This window comes from Halospina sp. K52047b, assembly GCF_008709855.1.
Taxonomy (GTDB): domain Bacteria; phylum Pseudomonadota; class Gammaproteobacteria; order Pseudomonadales; family Oleiphilaceae; genus Halospina; species Halospina utahensis_B.
Genome location: NZ_VYJH01000010.1, coordinates 41,194 through 58,260, shown reverse-complemented (window position 1 = coordinate 58,260; position 17,067 = coordinate 41,194). Strand labels below are relative to the sequence as shown.

14 protein-coding genes and 1 pseudogene are annotated in these 17,067 nt (G+C 64.0%); 4 read left to right on the top strand and 11 right to left on the bottom strand.

Annotation, left to right across the window (positions count from 1 at the left end; translation table 11 throughout):
• Window positions 1-12 precede the first annotated feature (12 nt).
• Complete coding sequence (gene lnt, locus F3089_RS12375) at window positions 13-1,524, top strand: apolipoprotein N-acyltransferase (protein ID WP_151441105.1); 1,512 nt, start codon at window positions 13-15, stop codon at window positions 1,522-1,524.
• Here lnt and F3089_RS12370 read toward each other — a convergent pair.
• Window positions 1,521-2,504 (bottom strand): aspartyl/asparaginyl beta-hydroxylase domain-containing protein, encoded by a 984-nt coding sequence (locus F3089_RS12370; protein WP_151441104.1) that lies wholly within the window; start codon window positions 2,502-2,504, stop codon window positions 1,521-1,523. The genes lnt and F3089_RS12370 overlap by 4 nt on opposite strands.
• A gap of 78 nt (window positions 2,505-2,582) precedes the next feature.
• Window positions 2,583-3,140, bottom strand: coding sequence for a zinc ribbon-containing protein (locus tag F3089_RS12365; RefSeq protein WP_151441103.1), 558 nt, complete (start codon window positions 3,138-3,140; stop codon window positions 2,583-2,585).
• Window positions 3,141-3,262: 122 nt separating this feature from the next.
• Between F3089_RS12365 and leuS the strand changes: the two genes are divergently transcribed.
• From leuS to holA, 3 genes are read left to right on the top strand one after another with little or no spacing between them, the layout of a single operon-like run.
• Window positions 3,263-5,848 carry a leucine--tRNA ligase gene (gene leuS / locus F3089_RS12360; protein WP_151441102.1) on the top strand — a complete coding sequence of 862 codons (2,586 nt, stop codon included), beginning with the start codon at window positions 3,263-3,265 and terminating at the stop codon, window positions 5,846-5,848.
• 18 nt (window positions 5,849-5,866) lie between these two features.
• The gene (locus F3089_RS12355; RefSeq protein ID WP_151441101.1) at window positions 5,867-6,421 is read left to right on the top strand and encodes an LPS-assembly lipoprotein LptE; all 555 of its coding nucleotides are present in this window, start codon (window positions 5,867-5,869) and stop codon (window positions 6,419-6,421) included.
• A complete protein-coding gene (gene holA, locus F3089_RS12350) occupies window positions 6,418-7,422 on the top strand; it encodes a DNA polymerase III subunit delta (RefSeq protein WP_151441100.1) in 1,005 nt (334 codons plus the stop codon). Before F3089_RS12355 ends, holA begins: the two co-directional genes overlap by 4 nt.
• Here the strand turns inward: holA and F3089_RS12345 are convergent.
• From F3089_RS12345 to bioB, 9 genes and pseudogenes are all read right to left on the bottom strand, one after another.
• The gene (locus F3089_RS12345; protein ID WP_151441099.1) at window positions 7,419-9,212 is read right to left on the bottom strand and encodes an acyl-CoA dehydrogenase C-terminal domain-containing protein; all 1,794 of its coding nucleotides are present in this window, start codon (window positions 9,210-9,212) and stop codon (window positions 7,419-7,421) included. The genes holA and F3089_RS12345 overlap by 4 nt on opposite strands.
• Before the next feature lie 107 nt (window positions 9,213-9,319).
• Window positions 9,320-11,119 carry an acyl-CoA dehydrogenase C-terminal domain-containing protein gene (locus F3089_RS12340; RefSeq protein ID WP_095618315.1) on the bottom strand — a complete coding sequence of 600 codons (1,800 nt, stop codon included), beginning with the start codon at window positions 11,117-11,119 and terminating at the stop codon, window positions 9,320-9,322.
• A gap of 108 nt (window positions 11,120-11,227) precedes the next feature.
• The gene (locus F3089_RS12335) at window positions 11,228-12,160 is read right to left on the bottom strand and encodes a putative metalloprotease CJM1_0395 family protein (RefSeq protein WP_225741751.1); all 933 of its coding nucleotides are present in this window, start codon (window positions 12,158-12,160) and stop codon (window positions 11,228-11,230) included.
• A gap of 18 nt (window positions 12,161-12,178) precedes the next feature.
• Window positions 12,179-12,448 (bottom strand): flagellar hook protein FlgE, encoded by a 270-nt coding sequence (locus F3089_RS12330; RefSeq protein WP_151441098.1) that lies wholly within the window; start codon window positions 12,446-12,448, stop codon window positions 12,179-12,181.
• Window positions 12,449-12,528: 80 nt separating this feature from the next.
• The gene (gene bioD, locus F3089_RS12325; RefSeq protein ID WP_151441097.1) at window positions 12,529-13,230 is read right to left on the bottom strand and encodes a dethiobiotin synthase; all 702 of its coding nucleotides are present in this window, start codon (window positions 13,228-13,230) and stop codon (window positions 12,529-12,531) included.
• 21 nt (window positions 13,231-13,251) lie between these two features.
• Window positions 13,252-14,055, bottom strand: a complete 804-nt coding sequence (bioC, locus tag F3089_RS12320) for a malonyl-ACP O-methyltransferase BioC (RefSeq protein WP_151441096.1) — start codon at window positions 14,053-14,055, stop codon at window positions 13,252-13,254.
• Window positions 14,052-14,765, bottom strand: coding sequence for an alpha/beta fold hydrolase (locus F3089_RS12315; protein ID WP_151441095.1), 714 nt, complete (start codon window positions 14,763-14,765; stop codon window positions 14,052-14,054). The genes bioC and F3089_RS12315 overlap by 4 nt, the downstream gene beginning before the upstream one ends.
• Window positions 14,762-15,925 carry an 8-amino-7-oxononanoate synthase gene (bioF, locus tag F3089_RS12310; RefSeq protein WP_151441094.1) on the bottom strand — a complete coding sequence of 388 codons (1,164 nt, stop codon included), beginning with the start codon at window positions 15,923-15,925 and terminating at the stop codon, window positions 14,762-14,764. Before bioF ends, F3089_RS12315 begins: the two co-directional genes overlap by 4 nt.
• A 96-nt stretch (window positions 15,926-16,021) precedes the next feature.
• Window positions 16,022-16,973: pseudogene (gene bioB, locus F3089_RS12305) on the bottom strand (biotin synthase BioB); the annotation flags it as partial.
• Between the last annotated feature and the right edge of the window lie 94 nt (window positions 16,974-17,067).

The following is a 17,067-nucleotide window of genomic DNA, read 5'->3' as shown; positions in this document are numbered from 1 at the left end:
GCGGGACGCGCCATGATCCAGAACCGCCTTTTCCGTATTCCCGCGCTGGTGGCCACCGGCGCGCTCCAGACACTCGCGTTTGCCCCCTTCTATCTGTGGCCCGCTGCGCTGCTGTCCCTTATGCTGATCCTGCTTCTGTGCAGCGGCCGGGAGGCGAAGCCCCTGTTCCGGGACGGCTGGTTCCTCGGCCTGGGGCTGTTCGGCAGCGGCGCCTCCTGGGTCTACGTCAGCATCAGCGAATACGGCATGACGGCCGCGCCGCTGGCCGCGATCATGACGCTGCTGTTCGCCATGGGACTGGCGCTGTTCCCGGCCATCGCCTTCTGGTGCTGGGGCCGGCTCGCGGGCACTCACACCGGGCGCAGCCTGTGGCTGTTCCCGGCCGTCTGGGTCCTGATGGACTGGGTGCGTGGCTGGCTTCTGACCGGCTTCCCCTGGCTCTACGCCGGCACCGCCCAGGTGGATGGTCCCCTGGCGCCATGGGCACCGGTCCTTGGCGTACACGGCGTCACCTTTGTTACAGCTGTCACAGCCGCCCTGCTGGTCGCCGCCTGGCACCATTACCGCAGCGGCCCCCGCTGGCTGCCCGCCGGCTTCGTGGCCGCCGCCATACTGCCCTGGCTGCTGGCGCCGCTGCTCAGCCTGGTGGCGTGGACCCAGCCGCAAGGCGAGCCCCTGTCGGTCGCCGCCGTCCAGGGCAATATCTCCCAGCATGACAAATGGGATCCGGACATGCTCCGGAAGCAGATCCGGATCTACCGGGAGCTCACCGAGCCGCTCTGGGGCCGGGATCTGATCCTCTGGCCGGAAACCGCACTGCCCGCCACCCAGGGGCAGGCGGCCCAGGTTCTGGATGCACTGGAAAGCCGCGCACTCGAGACCGGCACGACGCTGGTCACTGGCCTGCCCTGGTACGGCAACAGCCCACACTACGCGGAGCCGGTCTTCCACAACAGCCTGATGACAGTGGGCCCCGGCCAGGGAACCTATCACAAGCAGCGGCTGGTGCCATTCGGTGAATACGTGCCGCTGGAATCACTGCTACGCGGCACCATCGAGTTCTTCAACCTGCCCATGTCGGTCTTCCGTCCGGGCCCGGAAAACCAGTCACCACTGAACTTCGACGACACCAGCACCCATCCGGCCGTGTGCTATGAGATCGCCTACGCGGACTTCGTCGCCCGCAACACAGCTGAAACAGGATTCCTGATGACAGTGAGCAACGACGCCTGGTTCGGGCGTTCACTCGGCCCCTTCCAGCATCACCAGATCGCCCGCATGCGGGCACTGGAAACCGGCCGGGAACTGTTGCGCGCAACCAATAACGGGATCACTTCCATCGTGGACCGCGAAGGCCGGATCCGCGCCCGGGCCCGGCACTATGAGCGGGATGTTCTGAAGGGGGAAATCCAGCCGGTAACCGGCACCACGCCCTTCATGGCTACCGGTTCATGGCCGGTCATAACGCTGGCGGCCGTGATGATCGTGTTCGGCCGCCAGCGCGGGAAGCGCAATACGGCCTAGGCGATCGAAGCCACCAGCCCGTCAATCGCCACCAGCCCACCGAGAATCACGCCACCGAGCGCCAGGGCCAGAAGGGTATTCACGGAGTACTTCAGCGCCTTGTACTGACGCCGGTTGGTCTTCTTCAGTTCCCGCACCCGGGCCAGTGCCGGCGAGATCCGCGCGAACAGGCTGTTGGCGAAGCCACGCTGGTCGCCATCCATATTGGGCACCACGGTCAGCCGCATCAGCCCCTTGTAGAAGACGTTGATTACACTCCCGAGCAACCATGTGGGCCGCTCCACATCGCACATCAGGATCAGGCGATACTGTTTGGCATCGTTGTGGGCGTAATGGAGGTAGGTTTCGTCAAAGATCAGGTCCTCGCCATCGCGCCAGGAATAGTCCTGGCCATCAATATTGATGTAGCAGCGGTCATCGTTGGGCGTGGACAGCCCCAGGTGATAGCGCAGCGAGCAGGCCACCGGATCCGCATGCCGGGTCAGTTGTGAGCCCACCGGGAGGATCGAGAACATGGCCCCGTTCACCGACGGCACCTGATCGAGGATCTTCAGGGTCTCCGGGCACGAGGCTTGGGCGGAGTTGTGCTTGGTCCCATACCACTTGATATAGAACTTGCTCCACCCATACTTCTGAAAGGTGCGGAAACCGATGTCGTAGTAGGCGCTGGATTCCGGGTCACTGGTCTGGTCGAAGACCCGATCCTCATAAAGCCCCACCGCCTCACGGCGGATGGTCTCCCAGTTGTCCTGGATCACCTGCAGTTCCGGGAACTGATCCCGATCCATGATGGGGGCCCGCGCCCGTTTCTCGGTGAAGAGATAGAGCAGACAGTTCAGCGGACTGAAGATCGGCCAGCCCTTGCGCCAGTACTCACCAACGCTCTTATAGCGCTCCTGGCCACGGAATCGGTACACATAGATCATTGACCCTGCAACAAAGGCCACGATCAGGATAAAAACGGTCACAGCGACCGGCATGGGCAACCTCCCGGAATGAATGGTTTGAACCGCCACTCATTCTGGGATAGTTCGAAAAATCAAGCAAAGGCCGCGTGCTCAGCCTGTGCCAGGCTCCACATCCGGCGTGTGCGCCGTAATCCGCTCGAAGTAATGGGATTCACACCGCTCACAGGGCTCCAGGCGGGTTGTTTCAGCCAGTGTCCGCATGTGACCGCAGTTCAGACAGCGCAGAACACCCGCCATGGCGAGCTCGCCTGCAAAATAGTGATCCGCGTCCGTGTTCTGAAGCTTCTGCTGGAGCTCCAGGGTATCCAGGCGGGTGGGATCGGCTATGGACAGCAGCCGCTCCACCAGCCAGTCCTCGATCCATTCCAGGTCCGTGCGCAGCCACTCCGCCACACCGTCGCCGGTACTGGAAACAAAGCCCAGCAGATGGGAGAGATCCCGACGCAGGTAAGCGGCGAGCAGATTCAGCTCATCACGGGTGAGTTCCGCCACCTCCTGCTCAAACTCAACCGCTTCCTCAATTTCCTGCTGGAGCTGCTCCCAGGTTCGTTCCTCCGCTTCCGCGAGGCGGGACTCCACCCGCTCAAGCATGCGGTTGTAGGCGGTCTCGGCACCGTCACTGAGACGGGGGCGCTGCTTATCGGCCACTGTTTTCTCCTGCTGATGGGTTGGAAGTCGGCATGCCTACCTGTCACCTTCTCTCTACGCTAGAATGAGCCCTTTCCCGATGCAACAGCCATTTTCGATCCGAGAGCATAAGGCACCGACCCATGGAAGAGCATTACCGCCCCGACGCCGTCGAGCGCAACGCCCAGCAGTACTGGGAGTCCAACGATGTCTTCGCGGTACGGGAAGAACCCGGCAGGCCCAAGTACTACTGCCTCTCCATGTTCCCCTACCCCAGCGGCAAGCTGCACATGGGGCATGTGCGCAACTACACCATCGGTGATGTGATCTCGCGCTTCCAGCGCATGCAGGGCAAGAATGTGCTGCAGCCCATGGGCTGGGATGCCTTCGGGCTGCCGGCGGAGAACGCGGCCATCAGCAACCGCACCGCCCCCGCCGCCTGGACCCGGCAGAACATTGAACACATGAAGACCCAGCTCAAGCGCCTGGGCTTCGGCTACGACTGGAACCGGGAACTGGCGACCTGCGATCCTGAGTACTACCAGTGGGAGCAGTGGTTCTTCACCAAGCTCTATGAAAAGGGCCTGGTCTACAAGAAGAACGCCACCGTCAACTGGGACCCGGTGGACCAGACGGTACTCGCCAACGAACAGGTGGTGGATGGCCGCGGCTGGCGCTCTGGAGCTGTGGTCGAACAGAAAGAGATTCCCCAGTGGTTCGTCAAGATCACCGACTACGCCGATGAACTGCTGGACGACCTGGATCAGCTCGAGGGCTGGCCGGAACAGGTCAAGGCCATGCAGCGCAACTGGATCGGCCGCTCCGAAGGGGTCGAGCTCGACTTCCAGATGGAGGACGGTTCCGAAACCCTGCGGGTCTATACCACCCGTCCGGACACCCTCTATGGCGTGACCTACATGGCGGTGTCCGCACGTCACCCGGTAGCGGAGAAGGCGTCTGAGCGTTCCCGCGAGGTGGCCGAGTTCGTGGAGGAGTGCCGCCACACCGTTGCCTCCACCGCCGATGTGGAAACCATGGAGAAGAAAGGCGTGGAGACGGGCCTGTATGCCCTCCACCCGCTGACCGGCGAGCGCCTCCCGGTCTACGTTGCCAACTTCGTGCTCCACGAATACGGCACCGGCGCTCTGATGGCGGTGCCCGCCCACGACGAGCGCGACCACGAGTTCGCCCGCAAGTACCGCATCGCCATCCGCCAGGTCATCAGCCCCAGCGACGGCCGCGACGTGGACACCTATGTGGAGGCCTTCACCGAGAAGGGGCTGCTGACCGGCTCAGGCCCCTACACCGGTACCAGCTCCGACGAGGCCTTCGCGGCCATCGCCGAGGATCTGGAAAAGCGCGGCATCGGTAAGCGCAAGACCAATTACCGCCTGCGCGACTGGGGCGTCTCCCGCCAGCGCTACTGGGGCGCGCCCATCCCCATGCTCACCCTCGAAAACGGTGAGTCAGCCCCGGTACCGGAAAGCGACCTGCCAGTGGCACTGCCCGAGGACGTGACCATGGACGGCGTCCAGTCGCCGCTCAAGACCGATCCCGAGTGGGCAAAGACCACCTACAACGGTGAGCCCGCCTTCCGCGAGACGGACACCTTCGACACCTTCATGGAGTCCTCCTGGTACTTCGCACGCTTCTGCAGCCCCTGGAAGGACGACGGCATGCTGGACCCGGAAGCGGCCAACTACTGGCTGCCCGTGGACCAGTACATTGGCGGTATTGAACACGCCATCCTGCACCTGCTCTACGCGCGCTTCTTCCACAAGCTGCTGCGCGATGTCGGCCTGGTCAACAGCGATGAGCCCTTCAACCGCCTGCTGTGCCAGGGCATGGTGCTGGCCGAAACCTGGTACCGCGAGACGGACAACGGCGGTAAAGAGTGGTTCTCACCGCAGGATGTGGACGCGGAGTACGATGGCAAAGGCAACGTGGTCAGCGCCACGCTCAAGGCGGATGGCGAGCCTGTCCACCCCGGTGGCGTGACCAAGATGTCCAAATCCAAGAACAACGGCATCGATCCCCAGGCCATCATCGACGAGTACGGTGCCGACACCGTGCGCCTGTTCATGATGTTCGCGGCCCCGCCGGAGCAGTCGCTGGAGTGGTCCGACAGCGGTGTGGAAGGCGCTCACCGCTTCCTGCGCCGGCTCTGGCGGATGGTGCACCAGCACGTGAGTGACGGCGGCACAGACGGGGCCATGCCGGGCGACCCCGATGAAGCCCAGCAGGGCATGCGCCGCAAGACGCATCAGACCATTGCCAAGGTCAGCGACGACTTCAGCCGACGCCTGACCTTCAACACGGCCATTGCCGCCGTAATGGAGCTGCTCAACGACGCCGGACGGTTTGAGATCCGCAATGACGGCGACCGGGCGGTGATGCAGGAGGTGCTGGAAACAGCCGTTCTGGTGCTGGCGCCTGTGGCCCCCCACATCACCCATGAACTGTGGCAGGCCCTTGGCTACACAACCGCCGTTGTCGACGCTGAATGGCCCGTAGCCGACGAGAACCTGATGAAACAGGACAGCATTGAGCTGGTGGTGCAGGTCAACGGCAAGCTCCGCTCGCGCATCCAGGCGGACGCCGAGGCCGACCGGGACCAGCTCGAGGCCCTGGCGCTTGCGGATGACAACGTCCAGCGCTTCATCGAGGACAAGACCATTCGCAAGGTGGTGGTGGTTCCCGGCAAGCTTGTGAACGTGGTCGCCAACTGACCCGGTCCGGAGGAGATCATGCCCCAGGTCGCCTGGAAACCCATCACCGTACTCATGCTGACAACGGTTCTCAGCGCCTGTGGCTTCCAGCTCCGGGGCAGCGCCCTGGTACCGGATGCACTGGCGCCTTTAACGCTGTCCTGTGGCGAGGGCGTCCCCACCTCCGTCTGCTCAGGCGCCCGCGAGCGTCTGGGCCTGTACAACCTGCTGGCGGAAGACGGCGAGACACCGGAATACCGCCTGACGCTCAGCGGTTACGAGCAGGAACGGCGGACCAGCGCCCTGGATGACCGGGCAGCCGCCAGCGAATACGAACTCAGTGCCCGCATAGCGGTGGAATTGACGACCAGGGACGGCATTCCCCTTCTGGCGGATACCGAACTGAGTGCCCGTGAGTTCTACCAGGCGGATGAGCAGCAGGTGCTGGCCGGAGAGCGGGAACAGCAGGGTATCGAAGGCCTTCTCCAGGACCAGCTGGTGCAACAGGTCACCCGCCGGCTGATGCCCTTCACCGAGGAGCGTATCCGCCGGATCCGCTCCGAGCACGAAAGCAGTACGGACACGGACGAATGAAGGTCACCCCGGAACAGCTCCCGAATCAGCTGGCCAAGCGCCTGGATGCCGGCTACCTGGTTACCGGTGATGAGCCCCTCCTGGTCCAGGAAGCCTGCGACCGCATCCGCGAACGGGCCGTTGCAGAAGGCTACGAGGAACGCACGGTCTTCCAGACGGACCCGCAGTTCGACTGGCAGCAGGTCCACGACGAGACCCAGGCACTGTCGCTGTTCGCCAGCCGCCGTCGCATCGAGGTGCGCCTGCACAGTGGCAAGCCCGGCAAGGGTCGCGAGGTTCTGGAAGCCTTCGCCAAGGCGCCCCCGGAGGACGTCATCCTGATTGTGTCTGGCCCACGCCTGGACAGCGGCGAGACCAGCAAGGCCTGGTTCCGCAACTGGCAGAAGGTCGGCCTCCACGTTCCGGTCTGGCCGGTGGATCCAGCGGACTTCCCCCGCTGGCTCTCACGCCGCGCCGAAACCATGGGCCTGAAGCTCACCCGCAACGCCGTGGCCCAGCTCAGCGAGCGCCTGGAGGGCAACCTACTGGCCGCCCACCAGGAGCTGGAACGGCTCAGGGTGGTCGCCGGGGATGAACCGGTGGATGACGCCGTTGCGATTGGGGGTGTTGAGGACAGCAGCCGTTACAACGCCTTCGAGCTGAGCGCCGAGGCGCTGTCCGGTAACCGGGGTCACGCCCTGCAGATGCTGCGGCGTCTCGAGGAGGAAGGAACCAGCACACTGGCCGTATTGGGTGTGCTCCAGCGTGACCTGAAGCACCTTGCCAGCCTGCAGCACAGCCTGCGTCAGGGCAGCAATGCCGCCACCTGGTTCAAGCACAACGGAGTGCGCCAGCCGCCGTTGAGAAAGGCCCTGGAAAAGGCCTCACGCCGGCACAGCAGCCAATCGATCAGCAGGGCCTGGGAACAGGCCCGGCAGGTGGACCGGGCCAGCAAGGGCCAGGACCCGGCCATGCCGCCCTGGTCCGCCCTTGCCGCCCTGGTGGAGACGCTCTCCGCCTAGCCGAACTCGGCCTCGTCGAACGCCATCATGCTGTCGCCGCCGTTGCGGATGGACTCCGTCAGGGCAACCGACTGCGGCAGGATGCGGTCGAAGAAGAAGCGCGCGGTCTTGAGCTTGCCGGTATAGAAGCCGGAAGTATCGTTCTCCGCCTTGGGCGCGGCCGCCTGCACCATGCGGACCCACAGATAGGCTTCGGCGGTGAGGCCGAACAGATCCAGGTAGTCCACTGCGGCCGCACCGATCTCCGCCGGATTGCCATCCGCTGCCTTGATGACGCTCTCGGTCACATCGGAAAGACGCTCAAGAGCCGCCGCCAGGGGCTGGATGTAGTCGGCCACTGCCGGATCATCCTGGTTCGCATTGATGTAGTCGGCCACGTCGTTCGCGAAGAGTTCGAAGAACTTACCGCCATTACCGACCACCTTGCGCCCCATCAGGTCCATGGCCTGGATGCCGTTGGTCCCCTCGTAGATCTGGGTGATGCGGGTATCACGCACCAGCTGCTCCTGGCCCCACTCACGGATGTAGCCATGACCGCCGTAGACCTGCTGACCAATCACACAGGTATCCAGCGCCCGGTCGGTCAGGAAGGCCTTGGCCACCGGCGTCAGCAGCGCCACCATGCCATCGGCTTTCTCCTTCGCTTCCGGGTCTTCGGCGAACTTGGCCTGGTCGAGCCACTGGGCTACGTAAGTGATAAAAGCACGGCTGCCTTCGGTATGCGCCTTCATCTTCAGCAGCATCCGGCGCACGTCCGGGTGCACGATGATGGGATCCGCCTGCTTGTCGGGGTTCTGGGGCCCGTTGGGCGAGCGGCTCTGGATGCGCTCGCGGGCGTAGGCCAGGGCGTGCTGGTAGGAAGCTTCCGCCGCGCCCACACCCTGGATGCCCACACCCAGACGCTCATAGTTCATCATGGTGAACATGGCCATCAGGCCCTTGTTGGGCTCGCCCACGAGCCAGCCACGGGCATCATCGTAGTTCATGACACAGGTCGCGGAGCCGTGGATGCCCATCTTCTCCTCCAGTGACCCGCAGGAGACGTTGTTCCGCGCGCCCAGGGAATCGTCCTCATTCACTTCGTATTTCGGCACGAGGAAAAGCGAGATGCCCTTGGGTCCCGCCGGGGCGTCCGGCAGCTTGGCGAGCACCAGGTGGATGATGTTCTCCGCCATGTCGTGCTCACCCCAGGTGATGAAGATCTTGGTGCCTGAGATGCTGTAGGAACCATCATCGTTTGGCTTCGCCTTGGTCCGGATAATGCCCAGATCCGTGCCGGCGTGGGGCTCGGTCAGATCCATGGCCCCGGACCAGGTGCCATCGTACATCTTCGGCAGGTACTTCTCCTTGAGCTCCTCACTGCCGTGGGCATGCAGCGCCAGGCATGCGCCGGCAGTCAGCATGGGGCAGAGGCCGAAGGCCATGTTGGCCCCCTGCATCATCTCCTCGACCTGCCCAACCAGGCTCTTGGGCATGCCCATGCCGCCGTAGTTGGGATCACCACCAAGGCCGACCCAGCCGCCTTCGGCGAAGGTCTGGTAGGCCTCCTTGAAACCGTCAGGCGTGGTCACCTCGCCGTCCTTCCACTGACAGCCCTGCTCATCGCCACTCTGGTTGATGGGGGCGAGCGTCCCTGCTGCGATCTTGCCGGCTTCTTCCAGAATGGCATCCGCCGTCTCCGGATCCACGCTTTCGCTGAGTCCGGGCAGGGAAGCCCACTGCCCCGGTGCGTCGAAGATCTCATTGAGCAGGAACCGCATGTCCTGCAGGGGAGCCTTGTAGTCAGCCATGGATTGATCCTCACTTTGAACGTCTGGCGGGGCCTATTCTACCCCGGGATTTCTGACAGAAAAGCCCGCACAGGGCGGGCTTTTCATGCTTACCGGATACTAACGGTTCAGAAGGCGAAATGCTCTTCCTGCATCTCCATCAGGTTACCGGCACCACTGACCATGGCATCGGCGTGGGCCCTGGCCCGCGGCAGCATGCGCTGGAAGTAGAAGCGTGCGGTCTGGAGCTTGGCCTGATAGAACGCCTCCTCGGAGGTGCCCTCCTGGAGCTTGCGCTGGGCAACCTCGGCCATCTCGGCCCAGAGATAGGCCAGCACACCGTAACCGGAGTACATCAGGTAGTCGTAGGACGCCGCCCCGACCTCCTCGCGATCCTTCATGGCGGCCGAGCCGAGCTTCATGGTCAGGTCGCCCCACTCCTTGTTGAACGCCGCCAGTGGCTCGATGAACTCAGCCAGCTCCTTATTGTCGCCATGCTCCTTGCAGAACAGGTGCACCTTCTTGGTGAAGCGCTTGAGCGACTCACCCTGGGTCATAAGTACCTTCCGACCCAGCAGGTCGAGCGCCTGGATGCCTGTCGTACCCTCGTAGATGGCGCCGATGCGTGCATCCCGTACGATCTGCTCCATGCCCCACTCGGAGATGTAGCCGTGACCACCGTAGACCTGCATTCCCAGATTGGCGGCTTCGATACCAGTCTCGGTCAGGAAGGCCTTGGCGATCGGTGTCAGGAAGCTCAGCAGTTCGTCGGCTTCCTTGCGCGCTTCAGCATCTTCGCTGCGGGTGGTGATGTCCGCCTGCTGGGCCGCGTAATAGATCATCGCGCGGCCACCTTCGGCCAGCGCTTTCTGGGTCATCAGCATCCGGCGCACGTCCGGGTGCACAATGATCGGATCCGCATTGCCCTCCGGATTCTTCGGGCCGGACAGTGAGCGCATGGCCTGGCGTTCGCGAGCGTACTCAAGCGCGCCCTGGAAGGACAGTTCGGCAGACGCCAGCCCCTGGATGGCCGTACCGATACGGGCGATGTTCATGAACGTGAACATGTAGCCCAGCCCCTTGTGCTCTTCACCGATCAGGTAGCCGGTCGCACCGTCAAAGTTCAGCACACAGGTGGCGTTGCCATGGATGCCCATCTTTTCCTCGATGGAACCAACAGACACATTGTTGCGTTCACCCGGGTTGCCATTGGCGTCGGGGATGAACTTGGGGACCACGAACACGGAGATGCCCTTGGTGCCCTTGGGCGCATCCGGCAGCTTCGCCAGTACCAGGTGGATGATGTTCTCCGCCATGTCATGGTCGCCGGCGGAAATGAAGATCTTTTCGCCGGTAATCGCATAGCTGCCATCGGAATTGGGCGTGGCCTTGGACCGGATAATCCCCAGATCGGAGCCGCAGTGGGACTCGGTCAGGCACATGGTGCCCGTCCATTCGCCGCTGATCATCTTCGGCAGGAAGGTCTGCTTCTGCTCATCAGAGCCATGCGCCTCCAGCGTGGAGATGCAGCCGTGGCTGAGCCCCGGGTACATGCCGAAGGACCAGTTGGCGGTACCCACCATCTCACTCATCACCATGGACAGCGAGTTCGGCAGGCCCTGGCCGCCAAGTTCAACGTCGCTGGTCATGGACGGCCAGCCACCTTCGATGTACTGCTTATAGGCTTCCTTGAAGCCCGTCGGCGTCTTCACCTCGCCGTTTTCCAGGCGACAGCCCTCCTGGTCACCGGTCTGGTTCAGCGGCGACAGCACCTGCTCACAGAACTTGGCACCTTCCTGGATGATGGCATCGACCATATCCGGCGTGGCTTCTTCGCCGCCGGGGATCTGCTGGTAGTGCGTTTCGGCATCCAGAAATTCATTCATGACAAACTGGATATCACGCAGCGGTGCTTTGTACTGGGGCATGGCTCGTACCTCGGTTCATGCAATTAAACGGCTGTTTGAAACATACGTTTGGAGTGGGTCCCATGTCAAGGGAGATACACTGCGGTACAAGCATTTTACGAGGGGCGTTCAGGCTGTGGCGCGGAAGCCTGGATCGGTGGCGGTAGCGGCCTCTGTGGACGGTAGTTCCTCCACGTCACGGAAGAGGCTGATGCGGGCATCATCCCTGCCGGGACGATCAGAAGCGGAAGCTTCCGTTTCCGGAGTGGTCTGCACCCGGTTATTGTCACTCTCACTTTCTTCCTGGCGGGACGAGCGCAGCTCCGACTGGGCCTGAAGAAGCTGACGGGTTGCCTCCTGGGCGACCCGGATATCCTGGGGCGATGGCTCAGCCGGGGCAAGCGCGGCCGAGCGCACCGTCTGCATCTTGCTGATGGTGGCTTCCGGGTCATCAGGGATGGGGCTGGTATCAATGGAGACCTGCCCGCCGACGGCATAGAGCTGGCCATCCGGTCCGCGCTGGTAGGTGTAGGTAGGCGCCCCGGCGTACTGGCCACCCACGACCTGATGCGCCTGTTCATGCTGGCGCACTTCCTGGTCCCGGCCTCTCAGCTCCTGAGCGGCCGTCTGCTGCTCCGCTGATGGCCCCTCAGAGCCCTGCTCCGGCTGCCGCCGCTCACCCTGGCGGTTCTCCGATCCGGGTTCCGGCCCTGCCTCACCGCGGGGACGTGCCGGGCGCTGCGGCGAAGCCTCCTCGCCCGCGCCCCGGGCGTAACGATCCCCCTCCTCCGGGCTCTGCCGGCGGGCCTGTTCACTGATGGAGACCTGGACACCACTGCTACCGCTCTCACCACGCGAGGAGGGAGATGCTGGCCTGGATGGACCTGTCGGGCCGGCAGGTGTTGCTGGGCTGACAGTTGCCCGGGAATAGGAGGGTGACGTGCTGTTGCTGGGCGTACTGGTCTGCGGCACGCTGCCTGAGGCCGTGCCGGGAGGTGCGGCGCTTCGTGTTACAGCGCCGCCGGCGTTGCTGATCGCGGGCTGGATGGACGTAAGCTGCACGGCGATTCCATTCCGGGGTCAGGCACGTTCATCGAGCAGCGTCCCTACCATCTCGTCCGCTGTCCGAACCACTTCAATGGAAGCCTCGGCATTCCGCTGGTTGACCTTCAGATCCACGATGGAGCCCGCCAGGCTGTCCTCGACGGCACCAGCACCATCAGGAGCAGCGGCTTCCCGGGGAGGCGCCTCTGTGGTTCCCGAACGCGCAATACGGCTGGCCGCATCCTGCATGCCGCGCTGGGCATCCTGAACACCGTTCACACCAATGGACAGGGCATTACTGATCATGGGCACACCTCCCGCCCAGAACGTTCATGAACATTACACCACAGCAGTGTTTAAAATTCAAACAGACGGAGCAGGCCTGTTTACGCTCCAGGCAGGGGCAGCGAAAGGTGCCGGGAGGCCTCTTCCGCCATGGCGGTGGGATCCCGCGAAGCCAGCCAGGGCACACGCCCCATGCACGGCGCCGGCATGCGCTCGCAGAGCGTCTCGAACGTCTCATCTTCCCGCGCCATGGGCTCGGGAGTGCAGCGATTGGCCACCCACCCCGCCAGGCGGCAGCCGTCACGCTGGATCAGCTCGGCACTGAGCAGCGCGTGGTTGATGGCGCCCAGGCGCAATCCGACAACCAGGATGACGGGAAACTGGAGATCGCTCACCAGATCCACCCAGGTTTCATGGTCATTGAGCGGCACACGCCAGCCACCGGCGCCTTCAACCAGGAACAGGTCCGCAGGGCGCATCATGGCACCCCGACAGAACCCCGCCAGGCGCTCGGCACTGACCCGGCGCCCGGCTTCCCGGGCGGCTACGTGGGGCGCGATTGCCGGTTCCAGCGCCACCGGGTTCACCGACTCATAGGGCATGGACTCGGTCATGGCCTGTGACAGCGCCAGGGCATCGGCATTGCGCAGGCCTTCAGGGGTCTGCTCACAGCCGGAAGCCAGGGGCTTCATGGCCAGGGTACGCAGGCCATTGCGGGCTGCCAGGCGCAGCAGGCCAGCCGTGACCACCGTCTTGCCGGAGTCCGTGTCAGTACCTGTGATGAAGTAGGATTGTCGTGGCATGGGCGTTATGGAAGGTTCCGGTTATTGCCTGGGGCCGGTCAGGTGCGCAAAAGCCACCTGCCAGGTTGCGGGCACACCATACCGGGAATCCCGGTGGCGGTCATAGGCGCGGCGCATGGCTCTCAGGCGCCCGGGGCCGAGCGCACCCCGGTGGCGGTGTTCATCCTTGTAGCGGGCCCCGAGGGTCTTGAGCTCTCCCAGCAGCGCCATGACATCCGGGTACCACAGTACCAGCGGTTCAACATCAACAGTCACCCTCTCAAAGCCCTCGGCCAGCCGCGCCTCCAGCTCCGCCCGGGTCAGGAAACGATTGACGTGGCGACGGCCGGGATCGGCCTCCGCCCACGCGGATTCCAGTTCGGTCAGGGTTCCGTCCACCAGGGTCGCGAGATGGGCCCCGCCCCCGGGCTTAAGCAGTCTTGCCATCTCCCGGGCAACGGCACCGGTGTCCTCGCACCACTGGATCATCAGGCTCGACTGGATCCAATCCAGGCTGCCCGGGGCCAGCGGCACATTCGCGGCATCAGCCACGAGCCAGCGCGCATCCACGCCCCGGTGCGCCCGGGCATAATCGACCATTCCGGGAGACAGGTCGGCGGCGATCAGTTCCTCGGGGGCCAGCTCGCGCTCCAGCTCCGGCAGACTGAAACCGGTACCGCAGCCCAGATCAAGTCCCACACCACCGCTCGGAGCCTCCATGCGGGCCAGCAGATCCAGCGCCACGCGCTGCTGCAGCCGTGCCGCCGCGTCATAGCTCTCAGCGGCCGCGCCGAAGTCATCGGATACGCGCTGGCGACTGACCTGGTTGAACTGCCGCGCATTCATGGTGCCACCTGCTCCATAGCCCCGCTGATCCAATCCGTTGCCCCAGCGGCGGAAGCCGGCCAGTGGCAGGATTCAGCCGCCAGATGACAGCGTTCACCGGCCAGGCCAAGTGTTTCCGGTACCGCCCCGCTGACCAGCGCATCACGCCCGCAGAACAGGTGCTGTGCCCATGCCCCTGCCTGCTGCCAGAGCGCCCGTTGATCGAGCCGGGCAAGCCACTCCAGACTGTCTGAAAGACCCTGCCGGTAGTCCAGGGTCAGCTCCGGCCAATCCAGGGCTTGGAGTTCACGGCGTACCTGCCGGGGAGATGCGCTGCCCTGGCTGACCAGGGCGCAGAAACGACCGAGCGTCTGCTCCACATCCACCCGCATACCCTCCCGGAAACCACGGAAGTCGGCATCCGCCATACCCACGGACCAGTCCGACCCCTCCAGAAAGCGGGGAGTCGAACAGAGGGTCACCACACCGCTCACCTTTCCAGGAAAGCGCTCACGGGCCGCCATGGCCACCTGTCCGCCCAGGGACCAGCCCAGCCAGGGCACTCCCGAGGGAACACGGGCCATAACAGCGTCCAGCGCGGATTCCAGATCCTGATGCCCGATCGCCATCCGTGCCGGCTCCAGCAGCACGGGCTCCACCTCAGCGGGCAGCAGTGGCCGCAGCGCCTCCGCCGGGATACCCCAGCCGCCGACAACAACCGCCCTGGTCATGCCGCCCCCGTTTCGCTGCGCGCCGCCCTGAGCGCCTCCAGGAGCCGCTCCATATGTTCATCCGTATGGCTGGCGCTGAAGGTCAGGCGCAGACGCGCTTCACCCTGGGGAACCGTGGGCGGACGGATCGCCGGCACCAGAATATCCCGCCGCGCCAGTGCCCCGCTCAGGGCCATGGCACGGTCCGATGGCCCCACGATCAGGGGCTGTATCGGCGTCCAGGACTCCATCAGCCGGTAGCCGAGCGCGGTTGCCTCATCCCGGAACCACGCCACCAGCTTCGCCAGGCGTTCACGCCGCCAGCCCTCTTCCCGACAAAGTTCCAGGCTGCGCCGGGTTGCGGCCGCCATCGCCGGCGGCATGGCGGTGGTGTAGATATAGGTGCGCGCTTTCTGCACCAGGTAATCCACGAATTCACGTGAGCCGGCAACAAAAGCGCCACCAACACCCAGTGCCTTGCCCAGTGTGCCCACCAGTATGGGCACTGCGGACTGGTCAAGACCGCGGACCTCGGCGATACCGCCGCCCTTGCTGCCCAGCACGCCCAGACCATGGGCGTCGTCCACCATCAGGGGCACACCCTGCTCCCGGCACAGCGCGGACAGACCGTCCAGCGGTGCCAGGTCGCCGTCCATGCTGAAAACCCCATCCGTTGCCACCAGCGCACAGCGCGACTCCGCCTCCAGAAGCCGGGCGGCGGCGCTGGTGTCGGCGTGGGTATAGCGTTTCAGGCGGGCACCCGCGAGACGGGCACCGTCCAGCAGTGAGGCGTGGTTGAGGCGGTCCTGCAGGATCACGTCATGGCGCCCGGCCATGGCGGCAGTGACACCGAGATTGGCCATATACCCCGTGGAGAACAGCGCCGCCGCTTCCCGGCCGGTATGTGCCGCCAGTGCCTCTTCGAGCTCCTGATGGAGCCGGTGGTGACCATTCACCATATGCGAGGAACCGCTGCCCACCCCGTGTTCACGGGCTGCGTCTGTGAGCGCCTCAATCACACCGGGGTGGTTGGCAAGCCCGAGGTAGTCATTGCTGCAGAAGGCCAGCATGCTGCGGCCATCCACAACAATCTCCGGGCCCTGGGCGGAATCCAGAACCCGGCGATCCCGCAGCAGCCCCTGCTGCCGCAGTGTTTCGAGCTCGGCGCTGTAATCAGGCATTGGCCGCGTCGTAGAACAGGGCACTCTGGCGCTCCTGCTCCATGCGGCGGGTCAGCTCGTCGACCTCGTCCTCGTCCGAACGGTCCGTGGCCAGCGGCTCCGGCACGATGCCAAGGCGCCGGAACAGCGCCCTGTCCTGCTCGGCCTGCGGGTTCTCCGTGGTCAACAGCTGATCGCCGTAGAAAATGGAATTGGCGCCGGCCATGAAGCACAGTGCCTGCATCTGGTCGTTCATCTCTTCACGCCCCGCGGACAGGCGGACATGGCTCTTCGGCATGAGAATGCGCGCCACGGCAATGGTACGCACGAACTGGAACGGATCGAGGTCCTCGACGTCTTCCAGCGGTGTACCCGGAATCTTGATCAGCATGTTAATGGGCACACTTTCCGGGTGATCCGGCAGGTTGGCCAGCTGCAGCAGCAGCCCTGCCCGGTCATCCTCATCCTCGCCCATACCCATGATGCCGCCGCAGCAGACCTTCATGCCCGCATTACGCACGTTCTCCAGGGTATCCAGACGGTCCTGGTAGGTCCGGGTGGTGATGATCTGGTTGTAGTAGCGCTCGGAGGTGTCGAGGTTGTGGTTGTAGTAATCAAGCCCTGCTTCCGCCAGCTCACCGGCCTGGTCCTCCGTGAGCATGCCCAGGGTCATGCAGGTTTCGAGCCCCATGTCCTTCACGCCACGGATCATTTCCAGCACGTGCGGCAGATCCTTCTTCGTGGGGCTGCGCCAGGCCGCGCCCATGCAGAAGCGGGTTGCACCGGTTTCCTTGGCCGCTTTCGCCTGCTCCAGGACCTTCTCGACCTGCATCAGCTTCTCTTTTTCGAGACCGGTGTTGTAATGGCCACTCTGCGGGCAGTACATGCAGTCCTCGGGGCAGGCACCGGTCTTGATGGAGAGCAGGGTTGAAACCTGCACTTCATTGGGATCAAACCACTGGCGGTGCGCCTGCTGGGCCCGGAAGACCAGGTCGTTGAACGGCATATCCAGAAGTTCACGGACCTCCTTCAGGGTCCAGTCGTGACGGATGGCATCGGAAGTGGTCATACTGGTGTCCTTATCCTGCTGATCAATGGTCTGCCACACGGAGGTGTCCAGACGGAATGGAAACCATGATAAGGATGGCCAGACGGCTGTCAAC